This window comes from Streptomyces sp. NPDC017936 (genome assembly GCF_044328485.1).
Taxonomy (GTDB): Bacteria; Actinomycetota; Actinomycetes; order Streptomycetales; family Streptomycetaceae; genus Streptomyces.
This window is the reverse complement of record NZ_JBIRHK010000004.1, coordinates 1-14,886: the sequence shown is the minus strand read 5'-3', so window position 1 is coordinate 14,886 and position 14,886 is coordinate 1. Positions and strand designations below refer to the sequence as shown.

The 14,886-nt window shown below is 72.6% G+C and carries 8 protein-coding genes; 5 read left to right on the top strand and 3 right to left on the bottom strand.

Annotated features, from left to right (window positions below):
- Window positions 1–123: 123 nt before the first annotated feature.
- From ACH4F6_RS09520 to ACH4F6_RS09500, 5 genes are all read left to right on the top strand, one after another.
- The gene (locus ACH4F6_RS09520; RefSeq protein WP_397959348.1) at window positions 124–6,615 is read left to right on the top strand and encodes an RHS repeat-associated core domain-containing protein; all 6,492 of its coding nucleotides are present in this window, start codon (window positions 124–126) and stop codon (window positions 6,613–6,615) included.
- Entirely contained in the window at window positions 6,612–7,100 is a 489-nt protein-coding gene (locus ACH4F6_RS09515) for a hypothetical protein (protein WP_397959347.1), read from the top strand. The genes ACH4F6_RS09520 and ACH4F6_RS09515 overlap by 4 nt, the downstream gene beginning before the upstream one ends.
- Before the next feature lie 75 nt (window positions 7,101–7,175).
- Window positions 7,176–7,604: a MerR family transcriptional regulator gene (locus ACH4F6_RS09510; RefSeq protein ID WP_397959346.1), complete on the top strand. Its 429-nt coding sequence runs from the start codon at window positions 7,176–7,178 to the stop codon at window positions 7,602–7,604.
- A complete protein-coding gene (locus ACH4F6_RS09505) occupies window positions 7,601–7,933 on the top strand; it encodes a thioredoxin family protein (RefSeq protein WP_397959345.1) in 333 nt (110 codons plus the stop codon). Before ACH4F6_RS09510 ends, ACH4F6_RS09505 begins: the two co-directional genes overlap by 4 nt.
- Window positions 7,934–8,108: 175 nt before the next feature.
- Window positions 8,109–10,340, top strand: coding sequence for a HelD family protein (locus ACH4F6_RS09500; protein ID WP_397959344.1), 2,232 nt, complete (start codon window positions 8,109–8,111; stop codon window positions 10,338–10,340).
- A gap of 54 nt (window positions 10,341–10,394) precedes the next feature.
- Here ACH4F6_RS09500 and glgB read toward each other — a convergent pair whose 3' ends face one another.
- The 3 genes from glgB to ACH4F6_RS09485 all read right to left on the bottom strand — a co-directional run.
- Window positions 10,395–13,106 (bottom strand): 1,4-alpha-glucan branching enzyme, encoded by a 2,712-nt coding sequence (gene glgB / locus ACH4F6_RS09495; RefSeq protein WP_397959343.1) that lies wholly within the window; start codon window positions 13,104–13,106, stop codon window positions 10,395–10,397.
- Between the two features lie 13 nt (window positions 13,107–13,119).
- On the bottom strand, window positions 13,120–14,490 hold the full coding sequence (locus ACH4F6_RS09490) for a maltokinase (RefSeq protein WP_397959342.1): 1,371 nt from the start codon (window positions 14,488–14,490) through the stop codon (window positions 13,120–13,122).
- A 97-nt stretch (window positions 14,491–14,587) separates the two neighbouring features.
- On the bottom strand, window positions 14,588–14,886 hold a 299-nt coding region (locus tag ACH4F6_RS09485; protein ID WP_397959341.1), incomplete at its 5' end, for an alpha-glucosidase C-terminal domain-containing protein.

Genomic DNA, 14,886 nt, shown 5'->3' with positions numbered 1-14,886 from the left:
CACCCCACCGACCAGCGCCCGGGCGGGGCCCGTCAGGCCCCGCCCGGTGCGGTCGTCGGCATACCCGATCACGCCCAGACGCCCGGCCGCCCTGTCGGCCGCCCCTTCCCCGGAGAGCGATCCGTGTCCCTGCGCCCGTTCCCCTCCCCGTCCCGCCCGTCCCCGTCCGCCTCCGTTCCCCCGGCCCGGCCGCGCCGCCTCAGACGCGCGGCCCTGACCGTCGCGCTGGCCACGGTGCTGTCGGTGCCCACCGTCCTGGTCCCGGTCGCCACCGCGGCCGAGGCACCGGGCCGCCCCGCCGTGCCCGGCGTGAAGCCGGCCGAGGTAAGGGAGATCACCACTCCCCAGGCCAACGCCGCGCGCGCCAAGGTGCGTCAGGAGAAGAAGGCCGACCAGAAGCGCGTCGACGCCGCACGCGCCGAACGCCGGACGTCCTGGCCCGAGCCCTCCGCACGGACGAGCCCCGTCACGGCGCGGCCCGCCGAGGACGGCCGTCTCGTCTCCGTCGCCACGGCACCGGCGGCCAAGGGCGCGAAGGCCGCCGGTGAGGCCACGGTGCGCGTCCTCGGGCAGGACGCGGCCCGCGCGGCCGGCGTCACGGGCGTCGTGTTCACCGTCGGCACGGCGAAGCCCGGCGCCGCCCGGCTCACCGTCGACTACAGCTCGTTCGCCTCCGCGATCGGCGGTGACTGGGCCTCGCGCCTCGGCCTGGTCATGCTCCCCGCCTGCGCGCTGACCACCCCGCAACAGGCGGCCTGCCGCACCGCCACCCCGGTGGCGTCCACCAACGACGTCACCGGCGAACAGCTCACCGCGCAGACGACGCTGGCGGGCACGGCCCCCACCGTCATGGCGGTGACGGCCACCGCGGCGACCGAGTCCACCGCGGGCAGCGGCGACTTCGCGGCCACGCCGCTGTCGGCGTCCTCGAGCTGGGAGGCCGGCGCGTCCTCGGGCTCGTTCTCCTGGTCCTACCCGATCACCGTGCCGCCCGCGGCCGCCGGCCCCACGCCCGCCGTGACGCTGTCGTACGACTCCGGCAGCGTCGACGGGCGGACCGCCAACACCAACAACCAGTCGTCCCCGGTGGGCGAGGGCTTCGACCTGACCTCGTCGTACGTCACCCGCACCTACGGCTCCTGCGACGACGACGGCCAGACCGACGAGCACGACCTGTGCTGGAAGTACGACAACGCCTCCCTGGTGCTCAACGGCAAGGCCGACGAGCTCGTCAAGGACGACACCACCGGTGAGTGGCACCTCAAGGGCGACGACGCCTCCAAGGTCGTCCGCCACACCGGCGCGGACAACGGCGACGCGGACGGCGAGTACTGGACGCTGGTGACCGGCGACGGCACGACGTACACCTTCGGACTGAACAGACTGCCGGGCGCGGGCAGCGAGCGCACCCAGTCCGTGTGGACGGTCCCCGTCTTCGGCGACGACAGCGGCGAACCCGGCTACGACAAGGGCGGCGAGTTCAAGAGCCGCTCCCAGACCCAGGCCTGGCGCTGGAACCTCGACCTGATCGAGGACGTCCACGGCAACGCGGCCACCTACTGGTACACGGCCGAGACGAACCACTACGCCAAGAACGGCGACAAGACCGCCCTCGCCTCCTACACCCGCGGCGGACACCTCACCGAGATCCGCTACGGCCAGCGCCGCGACACCCTGTTCACCGCGCCCGCATCCGACAAGGTGACCTACACCTACAAGGAGCGCTGCACCGCCTCGGACTGCTCCTCGCTGACCGAGGACACCGCCGACGACTGGCCCGACGTCCCCTTCGACGGGATCTGCTCGGCGGACGAGGACGACTGCAAGGCCACCGCCCCCGGCTTCTTCACCCGCAAGCGCCTGACGGGCATCACCACCCACTTCTGGTCCCGGGCCGCCGAACCCGACGCCTTCCTGCCGGTCGACTCCTACACCCTGGAGCAGGAGTTCTTCGACGGCCAGGACATCGGCAACAGCTCCGACCAGGTCCTGGTCCTGAAGTCGCTCAGGCACACCGGCAAGAACGGCACCGACATCGCCCTGCCGCCGGTGGAGTTCACCTACCAGCAGCGCCCCAACCGGGTCGACTCCACCAGCGACGACATCCTCGCGCTGACCCGCCCCCGCATCGCGTCCCTCGTGTCCGAGACCGGCGCGATCACCTCGGTCACCTTCTCCGACCCGGAGTGCGTGCGCGGCAGCAGGATGCCCGCCGCCGAGGACGACAACAACCTGGCCTGCTACCCGGTGTACTGGAACGTCAACGGCGGCGACCCGCAGCTGGACTGGTTCCACAAGTACCGCGTCACCGCGATCACCACCAACGACCCGGGCGCGGGCAACCCCGGCACCCAGACGACGTACGACTACGCGAACCCCGGCTGGCACCACAACGACAGCCCCTTCACCAAGGAGAAGGAGCGCACCTGGTCGGTGTGGCGCGGCTACCAGAAGGTCACCGCCTACACCGGTGAGGCCGGCGCCACCCGGTCGAAGACGGTGAAGCTGTTCATGCGGGGCATGAACGGCGACAAGCGCAAGGACGGCACGACCCGGTCGGCCACCGTACCCGGCATCGACCTCGACAACACCACCGCCGTCACCACCGACAACCTCGACGTCGCCGACGTCACCGACCAGGACCACTTCTCCGGCCGGCTGCGCCAGGAGATCGTCTACGACGGCACCACCGCGATCTCCACCACCGTCAACAACCTGTGGGCCGAGGAAACCGCGAGCCAGCAGAAGTCGTACGCCCACATCAAGGCGTACTTCGTCAAGACGGCCCGTACCTACAGCCACACCTACCTCACCGCTGCCCGCAAGTGGCGGCAGGCCGCGACCTCCTTCACCTACGACCCGACGTACGGCATGGTGACCTCGGTCGAGAACCACGGCGACTGGTCGGTCACCGGGGACGAGACCTGCACCCGCACCTGGTACGCCCGCAACGACGCCAAGGGCCTGACCGGGCTCGTCTCACGGACCCGCACCGTCGCCAGGCCCTGCGCCACCGCCGACGCCTCGCTCTCCCTGCCCACCACCCCGGCGACCCGCGGTGACGTCCTGTCCGACACGGCGACGGTGTACGACAACCCGGCCGCCACCGGCTGGTCCCCGGACCAGGTCCCGACGCTGGGCCTGGCCACCTGGACGGGCCGGGCGAAGGCCTACCCGGCCGCCTCCGGCACCGCCGAGCGCAACCCCCTGCCGGCCACCGGCTGGCAGACCGTCACCACGACCACCTACGACACGGCGACGGCGAAGCTCGGCCGGCCGCTCACCGTGACGGACGCCAAGGGCCGCACCACGACGACCGCCTACTTCCCGGCCGCCGCGGGCCCGCTCGGCACCACGACCGTCACCAAGCCCAAGCTCGCCTCCAACGGCCAGGCGCACCAGACCACCACGGTCCACGACCCGGCGCGCGGCACGGAGAGCTACGTCCTCGACCAGAACACCCGGCGCACCGAGCACACCTACGACGCCCTCGGCCGCATCACCGCCACCTGGCTGCCCGACCGCTCCAAGTCGGGCAACGACACCCCGAACGTCAAGTACGCCTACGGCCTGGTGCGCGACAAGGCCCCCTGGACGTCGGTGGCCACGCTCAAGGCCGACGGCAGCACCTACAGCACGACCTACTCGCTCCACGACTCGCAGCTGCGCCCCGTCCAGACCCAGCGCCCGTCGCCGCAGGGCGGCCGCATCCTGACCGACACCCGCTACGACAGCCGCGGCCTCGCCCACGAGACCTACGCGGACGTCTACGACAACACCACGGCCCCCACCGGCACCTACGCCCAGACGCCGTACGGCGGAGGCAGCCAGACCGAGACGGAGTACGACGGCGCCGGCCGGACCGTGAAGTCGACCCTCCTCGTCGACGGGGTGAAGAAGTGGAGCACCACCACGGCCTACACGGGTGACTCCACGGCCACCAGCGCGGTGAACGGCGGCAACGCCACCCGCACCGTCACCGACGTCTTCGGCCGCACCACGGAGACCCGCACCTACGCGGGCACCCAGCCGAACGACACCGAGTACGGCTCCGCCACCGGCACCTCCTACACCCGCGTCCGCCAGAGCTACACGGCCGACGGCAAGCAGCAGACGGTCACCGGCCCGGACGACACCACGTGGTCGTACACCTACGACCTGTTCGGGCGCCAGGTGAAGTCGGTCGACCCGGACCGGGGCACCACCGTCACCACCTACACCGACCTCGACCAGATCGACACCACCAAGGACGACGAGGACCGGCTGCTGCTCCACGCCTACGACGAGCTCGGGCGCACCACGGGCCTGTGGCAGACGGAGCGCACCGACGCGAACAAGCTCGCCGCCTGGACCTTCGACAGCGTCCAGAAGGGCCTGCCCGCCGGGGCCACCCGGTACGAGGGCGGCAAGGCCTACGCCCGGCAGATCACCGCCTACGACACCCTCGGGCGGGCCACGGCCACCACGCTGACGCTGCCCTCCGACGACCCGCTGGTGACCTCCGGCGCGATCGCCGCCACCAGCACGTTCGAGACGACGTACCGGCTCGACGGCACGGTCGGCACCACCAAGGTGCCGGCCGCCGGCGGTCTGGCCGCCGAGACCGTCGAGACCCGCTACAACGGCGCGGGCCTGCCGAACGAGCTGTCCGGCGCGACCGGCTACCTCCTCGCCGCCGACTACACCGCGCTCGGCCAGGTCGGGCAGCTGCAACTGGGCACCGCCGCCGGCACCAAGCGCGTCTTCCTCACCCACACCTACGAGAAGGGCACCGGCCGGCTGCTGAACGCGGCCGTCGACGACCAGACCCGCGGCCCGGTCCAGGACCTCACCTACGCCTACGACCAGGCAGGCAACGTCACCTCCGTCCTCGACGGCGCCGACATCGGCACCGGCACCGACAGCCAGTGCTTCGCCTACGACGCCCAGCGCCGTCTGACCGAGGCCTGGACGCCGAAGACCGCCGACTGCGCGGCCTCGGGGCGGACCGTCGCCAACCTGGGCGGCCCGGCACCGTACTGGACGTCGTACACCTACACCGCCGGCGGGCAGCGGAAGACCGAGAAGCAGAACACCGCCACCCCCGTCACCACCACCTCCTGCTACAACGACACCACCCGTCCGCACGCGCTGACGGCCACCACCACCGGAAGCACCTGCACCGGGGTGGCCGCGCAGTACACCTACGACGACACCGGCAACACCGAGAAGCGTGTCGAGAAGGCCGGTTCGGCCACCGGCCAGAGCCTGGACTGGAACGGCGAGGGCAAGCTCGTCGGACTGACCGAGGGCACGGCGGCCACCGGGTACCTCTACGACGCCGACGGCGAACTCCTCGTCCGCCGTGACACCGCGAGCGGCGGCGAGACCGTCCTCTACCTCGGCGCCACCGAGGTCCACCTCAAGGCGGGCCGGAAGTGGGCCAGCCGCACCTACGCGGCGGCCGGAGCCACCATCGCCGTGCGCACCAACCAGTCCGGCACCGAGAAGCTCAGCTTCCTCGCCGCCGACCAGCACGGCACCGGATCGGTCGCCGTCGGCGCCGACTCCGCGCAGACCCTGACCAAGCGCTACACCACTCCCTTCGGGACGGGCCGGGGCGCGACCACCGGCGTCTGGCCCGACGACAAGGGCTTCCTCGGCAAGCCGGCGGACACCGGCACCGGCCTGACCCACGTCGGGGCACGGGAGTACGACCCGTCGACCGGCCAGTTCCTCAGCGTCGACCCCGTGCTCCAGCTCGACCTGCCGCAGACGCTGAACGGCTACAGCTACGCCGCCCAGAACCCGGTGACCGGCTCCGACCCGTCGGGCCTGGCGCTGCTGTGCGGGGTCCCGGGCGAGCCGGACTGCCCCGACGACGGCGACCCCATGCCGGAACCCGCCACCCACGACGGCAACGGCCTCACCCTCGGCCAGCCGGGCAAGACCCACAAGGACGCGAGCGGCAACTACTGCGACTCCGCGTGCGTGGCGAAGATCTACTACCAGCAGTGGGTCAACGCCAAGCACGTCGCGCAGATGGCGGTGCTCGACTCGCTCATCCACGGGTACCAGCTGCCGAACACGGCGGCGATGCTGGCCATCCCCGAGTGGACCATGCCGGACGACTGCGACAAGGCCTGCCAGAAGAAGCTGTTCACGCTCCAGGCGCAGTACCTGAACGCGAGCGGCGGCGGAGGAGGGGACTTCGACGGCGGCCCCTTCACCTGCGAGGGCGGTCACGGCTGCGGCATGTTCGAGAAGCTCAGCGAGAAGCTGCTCGGGCAGAAGACGCAGAGCGAGGTGGCCGGCCTCGGGTACCTCTCGATCACCGCCATGCTGGGCAGCAACCTCGACTGCTTCGAGAGCAAGGGGCTCAACGTCTGCCAGACCGATTCCTCCTGGCTCTACGGCAGGGGAGGCACGACGGTCGGCGACACGTACGTGACCGGCTACGGACCGGAGGACACGACCAAGGAGCGCCTGAAGCACGAGGGCGTGCACATGAAGCAGTGGGAGGACCTGGGCTTCCGGATGGCCTGGGACTACTTCCAGGAAGGCACCGAGGCCTGCACCAACAGCTTCGAGATCGAGGCGGGCCTCGGCGACGGCGGGTACCTTCCTTGCCCATGAGGAGGCAGACGCTCGCCCTGGTGACGGCGTTCGCCGCGATCGCCGTCACCACCGGGTGCCACACGCAGGCGCCGGACCCCCCGGACTTCGGGTACGCCCGGAGCCCGGGGGGCGGCCTCGTGGTCGCGTATCCGATCTGTCCCGGGACCACCGTCTCGGGAGCGGAGATCTACGCGGACGACGACGACTTCACGACGCTGTGGAAGGCCGGCGGCCCGCGGTCGCCGGACGTGGCGCAGGGCCTCTTCGAGGTCGGCAACGACGTCAGCTTCGGTGTGCAGACCCGGCCGCTCCGCGGCGAGCTGCCCGACGGCTTCTACGTGTCCGTCTCCGAGCGGGCCGCGGGCGAGGAGGCGGACGGACGGGACGGCTGGATCGACCTCTCCCGGCTCGAGGGCGCCCGGCTCGGGAAGGACGAGTTCATGACGTACACGGGCAAGGCGATGACCCGGGCAGACGTCAACGCCCAACTGCGCTGCGCCTGACGAGGGGCCCGTGGGCCGCGAGGTCCACGGGCCGCTCTTGCCCTGACGTCGGCGTCAACCCTTACGTTCGTACGCATGCGAATCGGCGAGCTGGCCGCACGGGCCGGGACCACCACGCGGGCGCTGCGGTACTACGAATCGCGGGGGCTGCTGCCCGCGCGGCGCGACGAACTGGGGCACCGCGCGTACGACGAGCGCGACCTGCGGCTGCTGCAGCAGATCAGGACGCTGCAGGACGTCGGGTTCGAGCTGGAGGAGACCCGGCCCTTCGTGGAGTGCCTGCGGGCCGGGCACCCGGAGGGCGACTCCTGCCCGGCGTCGCTCGCGGTGTACCGGCGCAAGCTGGACGAGCTCGACGCGCTCCTCGCGGAGCTCGGGGCGGTCCGGGAGAAGGTGGCCGGGCAGCTCGCGCGGGCCGAGCGGGCGCGGGACGAGCTGGGCGCCGAGGCGCTGGTTCCGGGGGGTCCGGAACCCGAGTGCGAACTGGGAGGACGGCAACGGTGACGAAGACGGCGGCGGTGCCCGAGGTGTCGGACGCGGACTTCGGGGCGGAGGTGCTGGGGGCGGACCGGCCGGTGCTGGTGGAGTTCACCGCCGACTGGTGCCCGCCCTGCCGGCAGATGGCGCCGGTGCTCGGCGCCCTCGCCGAGGAGGAGGGGGAGCGGCTGAAGGTGGTGCAGCTGAACGTGGACCACAACCCGGCGACGACCAACCACTACAAGGTGCTGTCGATGCCCACCTTCATGGTGTTCCGCGACGGCGAGCCGGTGAAGGCGATGGTGGGGGCGCGGCCCAAGCGGCTGCTGCTGGAGGAGCTGTCCGACGTGCTCTGAACGCGGTCCGCACCCCGCCCGCGCGAAAAATCCCCCGTGCAATTGCGCACGGGGGATTTTTCTGCGTATATTCAATGGTTCGCGACCGTTATTTCCAGGTCGCGGAAAAGTTCAGTGAGCACAGTATATCCGGGCGGGAGCGGAATTGTCAAACAACGGTTTTCCTGACAGTGAATTGCGTCGCGAACAGGAATTCATCGACGGCCTGTACGCCCGCGTCGACGTCCTGCGCGGCGAAACCGAGGCGTCCGTCGGCGACGCCCTCGCCCAGGGCGACAAGCCCCAGCAGGCCCGCCTGGAGCGGGACATCCTCGTCGCCGAACGTTCCGGGCTGCTCGCCGCGCTGAACGCCGTGGACGGCTCGCTGTGCTTCGGCCGGATCGACCTGGCCTCCGGCGCCGGCCACCACATCGGCCGGATCGGACTGCGCCGGGACGACGCCGAGCGCACCCCGGTCCTCGTCGACTGGCGCGCCGACGTCGCCCGCCCCTTCTACCTGGCCACCGGTCACACCCCGATGGGCCTGCGCCGCCGCCGGCACATCTCCACCGAGGGCCGCCGCGTCACCGCCCTGCACGACGAGTTCCTCGACCTCGGCGACACCACCCGCACCGGGTACGAGGACCCGGCCGGCGACGCCGTGCTGCTCGCCGCCCTGGACGCCGCCCGCACCGGCCGCATGCACGACATCGTGCAGACCATCCAGGCCGAGCAGGACGAGATCATCCGCGCCCCGCACCGAGGGGTGCTGGTCGTCGAGGGCGGTCCCGGCACCGGCAAGACGGCGGTCGCCCTGCACCGCGCCGCCTACCTCCTGTACGAGCACCGCGACCTGCTCGCCCGGCGGGCCGTCCTGATCGTCGGCCCCAACCCCGCCTTCCTCGGCTACATCGGCGAGGTGCTGCCCTCGCTGGGCGAGACCGGCGTCCTGCTCGCGACGGTCGGCGAGCTGTACCCGGGCGTGCGGGCGACGGCCGCGGACACGCCCGAGGCGGCCGCCGTGAAGGGCCGCGCCGAGATGGCCGACGTCCTCGCCGCCGTCGTGCGCGACCGGCAGGCGCTGCCCGACCCGGTGATCGCGATCGAGCACGACCGCGAGGTCCTGATGCTCGACGACGGACTCGTGGCCGTCGCCCGCGAGCGCGCCCGGGCCGCGAAACTGCCGCACAACGCCGCCCGCGAGCACTTCGAGGGCCACATCCTCAACACCCTCACCGAGCTGTACGCCGAGCGCGTCGGCACCGACCCCTACGACGGGTCCAACCTGCTCGACCCCAGCGACATCACCCAGATCCGCGACGAACTCGCCGAGAACCCCGAGGTCTGGTCGGCCGTCGACCGGCTGTGGCCGGTCCTCACCCCGCAGCGCGTGCTGGCCGACTTCCTCGCCGAACCCGAGGGGTACCTGAGCGACGAGGACGCGGCCGCCGTCCGCCGCCCGGTGACCCGGGCGTGGACCGTCGCGGACGTCCCGCTGCTCGACGAGACCGCCGAACTCCTCGGCGAGGACGACCGGCGGGCCCGCGCCCGGGCCGAGCACGAGCGGACGACCCGGATCGCCTACGCCCAGGGCGTCCTCGACGTGTCCTACGCCTCCCGCACCTACGAGTTCGAGGACAAGGAGGACAGCGATCCGGACAGCTCCGAGGTCCTGTCCGCGCACGACATCATCGACGCCGAGCGGTTCGCCGAGCGGCACGAGGAGGACGACCACCGCAGCGCCGCCGAGCGCGCGGCCGCCGACCGGACCTGGGCGTTCGGGCACATCATCGTCGACGAGGCGCAGGAGCTGTCACCGATGGCGTGGCGGCTGCTGATGCGGCGCAGCCCCACCCGCTCGATGACCCTGGTCGGCGACCCGGCCCAGACCGCGGAGGCGGCCGGCGTCGGCTCCTGGCGGGACATCCTCCAGCCGTACGTCGAGGACCGCTGGGAGCACACCCGCCTGGGCGTCAACTACCGCACCCCGGCCGAGATCATGGACGTCGCGGCGGCCGTCGTCCGCGCCGAGGACCCGGACTTCGTCCCGCCCGGCTCGGTGCGCTCCACCGGCGTACGGCCCTGGGCGCGCGCCACCGACGACCTGCCCGGCGCGGTCGCCGAGGCGGTCGGGGAGCTCACCCCGGCCGAGGGCCGGCTCGCGGTGATCGCCCCGCGCGCCCTGCACCGGCGCCTGGCCGCCCGGCTGGACGGGGTCACCGCGGGCGCCGAACCCGACCTCACCCGGAAGGTCGTCCTGCTCGACCCCCGCCAGTCCAAGGGCCTGGAGTTCGACTCCGTGCTCGTGGTCGAACCGGGCGCCTACGGCACCAGCGACCTGTACGTCGCCCTGACCCGCGCCACCCAGCGGCTGGGCGTCGTCCACCGGGCCGAGCTGCCGAAGGCCCTGGCCGAAGCCCTCGCGTGACGCGGGACCTCCAGGACCGCGGCCGCTGCCGCAGGGGCGGCGGGGCGAGGACCGCTACGCCGGGCGCAGCCAGACCGTCGCCAGTGGGGGCAGGGTCAGCCGGATGCTCGCCGGGCGCCCGTGCAGGCCCTGCGGCTCGGGCTTGACCGGGTCGGGGTGCGCGACACCGCTGCCGCCGTACCGCTCGGAGTCGGTGTTGAGGACCTCGTGCCAGGCCGGGACGTCGTCCGGGACGCCGAGGCGGTAGTCGTGCCGGACGACGGGCGCGAAGTGCGAGACGGCCAGCAGCGGCGTCCCGTCGGCGTCGTACCGCAGGAAGGCGAGGACGTTGTCGTCGGCGGCGTCGCCCACCACCCACCGGAAGCCGTCGGGGACGGTGTCCCGCTCCCACAGGGCGGGCGTCGCCCGGTAGACGGCGTTCAGGTCGCGCACCAGGTCCCGTACGCCCCGGTGGTCGGCCTCGGCACCGTAGGCGGGGTCGAGGAGCCACCAGTCGGGGCCGTGGGCCTCGGACCACTCCGCGCCCTGCGCGAACTCCTGGCCCATGAACAGGAGCTGCTTGCCGGGATGGGACCACATGAAGGCCAGGTACGCGCGCAGGCCGGCCCGCTGCTGCCACCAGTCGCCCGGCATCTTCGACACGAGCGAGCGCTTGCCGTGGACGACCTCGTCGTGGGAGATCGGCAGGACGTAGTTCTCGCTGTACGCGTACACCATCGAGAAGGTCATCTCGTGGTGGTGGTACCTGCGGTGCACCGGCTCGTGGGCCATGTACTGCAGCGAGTCGTGCATCCAGCCCATGTTCCACTTCAGCCCGAAGCCGAGCCCGCCGAAGCCGCTCGGCCCCCGGTGGTGGGTGGCCCGGGTGACGCCGTCCCAGGCCGTCGACTCCTCGGCGATCGTCACCACGCCCGGGTTCCTGCGGTACACGGTGGCGTTCATCTCCTGGAGGAAGGCCACCGCGTCCAGGTTCTCCCGGCCGCCGTGCTCGTTCGGCGTCCACCCGCCCGGCTCGCGCGAGTAGTCGAGGTACAGCATCGAGGCGACGGCGTCGACGCGCAGCCCGTCGATGTGGAACTCCTCGCACCAGTACGTGGCGTTGGCGACCAGGAAGTTGCGCACCTCGCGCCGCCCGAAGTCGAACTCCAGGGTGCCCCAGTCGGGGTGCGCGGCCCGCAGCGGGTCCGCGTGCTCGTACAGGGGCCGCCCGTCGAACTCGGCGAGCGCCCAGTCGTCGCGCGGGAAGTGCGCCGGCACCCAGTCCATCAGGACGCCTATGCCGGCCCGGTGCAGCGCGTCCACCAGGTACCTGAAGTCGTCGGGCGTGCCCAGCCGGGCCGTCGGCGCGTAGAAGCCGGTGACCTGGTAGCCCCAGGATCCCCCGAAGGGGTGCTCGGCGACCGGCATCAGCTCGACGTGCGTGAAGCCCAGGTCCTTGACGTACGCCGGCAGCTGCTCGGCGAGCTGCCGGTACGTGAGGCCCGGACGCCAGGACGGCAGGTGCACCTCGTACACCGAGAACGGGGCCTCGTGGACGGGGCGTTCGGCGCGGCGCGCCATCCACTCCTGGTCGCCCCACTCGTGGTGCGAGGCGGTGACGACCGACGAGGTGGCCGGCGGCGCCTCCGTGCGGCGGGCCAGCGGGTCGGCGCGCAGGGTGCGCGAACCGTCCGGGCGGGCGATGTCGAACTTGTACAGTTCGCCCTCGCCGACGTCCGGCACGAACAGCTCCCACACGCCCGAGGAGCCGAGCGAACGCATCGGGTACCCGGTGCCGTCCCAGAAGTTGAAGGTGCCGGCCACCCGCACCCCGCGCGCGTTCGGCGCCCACACGGAGAAGCGGGTGCCGGTCACGCCCTGGTGGGTCATCGGGTGCGCGCCGAGCACCGTCCACAGCTGCTCGTGCCGGCCCTCGCCGATCAGGTGCAGGTCGAGCTCGCCCAGCGTCGGCAGGAAGCGGTACGCGTCCTCGGTCTCGTGGACCGTGCCCTCGTACGTCACGAGGAGGCGGTGGTCGGGGACCTCGCGCAGGGGCAGCAGACCGGAGAAGAAGCCGTCCCCGTCGTCGTGGAGGACGGCGCGCAGGTCGCCCGAGACGACGGTCACGGACAGCGCGTACGGGCGGAAGGCCCGGACGACGACTCCGCCGCCGGGCGCGGGGTGCGCGCCGAGCACGGAGTGCGGATCGTGGTGGGTGCCGAGCAGCAGCCGCTCGCGGTCGGCCGGGTCCAGGGCGGGGGAGGGGCCGACGTCCAGGGGCTCGGCGGAAGGCTCGGCGGCGGGGAGCCCGTCCGGGGCCGTCCCCGCCGGAGCCTGCACGGCCGGGGCGTCCTGCGCGGTGGCCTTCCGCGCGGCCGTCCTCCCGGCCGCGGCCGTCCCGGTCGTGGCGGTGCCCGCCGCGGCCTTGCGGGCCACGGTCTTCTTCGCGGCGGCCTTCTTCGCGGCGGCCTTCTGCGCGGGCACCTTCTTCGCGGCAGTCTTCTGGGCGGGCACCTTCTTCACGGCGGGCTTCGTCGCTGCGACCTCGGCGGCGGAGATCTCGGCGGCGACGGGCTGCTCCGGCACGGCCTTCTTCGAGACCGCCTTCTTGGAGACCGCCTTCTCGACGGCGGCCTTCTCGACCGGGGCCGTCTTCTTGACCACCGCCTTCTTCGCCGCCGCCTTCTTGGCCACCGTCTTCTTCGCCACGGTCTCCTTCGCCGCCGCCTTCTTCGCGGCAGCTTTCTTCTTCGGGGTGGAACCGTCGGACGGGGGACTGGAAGTCACGGGCGAAGCCTCCTCAGAACGGATCGGATGCGGCGAGCCTGCGGATCGCGGACAGCGGGACGGGGAGCCAGTCGGGGCGGTGCCGGGCCTCGTAGACGACCTCGTAGACGGCCTTGTCCGTCTCGTAGGCCCGCAGCAGCACCGGATCGGTGCGCGGGTCGGCGCCGGCCACCTCGGCGTACCCGGAGCAGTACGCCGCCCGGCAGGCGTGCGCCCAGCCCGGCGCCGGGGGGTCGGCCGAGTGGGCCGCGTAGTCGAAGGAGCGCAGCATGCCCGCCACGTCCCGCACGGTCGGCTGGGGCATCCGGCGCTCGGCCAGCGGCCGGGCCGGCTCGCCCTCGAAGTCGATCAGCGCCCACTGCCCGGAGGGGGCCCGCAGGCACTGCCCGAGGTGCAGGTCGCCGTGGACGCGCTGGGCGGTCCAGGTGTGGCCCTCGGCCGCGAGGTCCGCCAGGGCCGTGAAGGCCGTGCGCAGGGCGGGGGCGTAGGGCCGCAGCACGGGCACCGCCTGCGCGGCCGCGTCGAGCCGCTCGACCATGCCGTCCACCATCGGGCCCACCTGGGCGTGCCCCAGGGTCGCCGTGGGCAGCGCGCGGGCGAGCGCCGTGTGCACCTCGGCGGTGGCCCGCCCCAGCGCCCGCGCCTCGGCGACGAAGTCCTCCCCCTTGGCCAGCTCCCGCAGGGCCAGCTCCCAGCCGTCCGTCGCGCCCTGCACAAAGGGCTGGAGCACGCCCAGGACGTACGACTCCCCGTCGAGCTCGGCGTGCATCCACGCCGTCGGCGCCGGCACCCGGGGGCAGCCCTCGCGGGCCAGTGCCAGCGGCAGCTCCAGGTCGGGGTTGACGCCGGGGACGACCCGGCGCAGCAGCTTGAGGATGAACGTGTCGCCGTAGACGACCGAGGAATTGGACTGCTCGGACGTCAGCCGGCGGGGCACCAGGCCGGAACGTATCTCCTGGGCCGGATCCCGCTCGCAGCGCAGGACGCCGACCCGGGCCCCCGTGCGCAGCGCCTCCAGCAGCACCTCGGCGGGCCGGGTGTCGTACAGGGCGTCGTACACCGTGCGGCCCGCGAGCGGACCGTCCGGCACGTGACCGATGAGCGCGGGCGCCAGCCGGGGCGGCAGCGCCTCGCGCACGCCTATCAGGAGCTGGTAGCAGTCACCGGGCGAGGCGGGCTGGTGGGCGCGCACCAGCAGGTGGTACAGGCCGAGCCGGGAGCCGCCCGGCAGCAGCTCGGTGGCCGCCACCAGCGAGAACCCGGTGACCGGGCTTCCCTTGCCGGCGAACCAGCGCTGCCGTGGCAGCCACTCCCGCAGCAAGGGCGTCAGGGACGCGAGGAGGCCGGGACTCGTCCTGCCGGCAAGGGTGACCGTGTCCGCCATGGCGTCACATTCCTTTCCCCGGGGAGGTCGGGGAGGGTCGGGGTGTTACTGATGCGTGCCCCGGGCGGGGCAGGGGAAACCGCCCCGCCGCGGGGTTCTAGGCTGCGTCCCTGCGGAGCCGGAACCAGTAGAAACCGTGGCCCGCGAGGGTGAGCAGGTACGGCAGTTCGCCGATCGCCGGGAAGCGGACCCCGCCGAACAGCTCGACCGGATAACGGCCCTGGAAGGGGCGCAGGTCCAGCTCGGTGGGCTGGGCGAAGCGCGAGAAGTTGTGGACGCACAGCACGAGGTCGTCCTCGTACTCGCGCAGGAAGGCGAGCACGGCCGGGTTGGACGAGGACAGTTCGGTGTAGGAGCCGAGTCCGAAGGCGGGGTTCTGCTTGCGGATCTCGATCA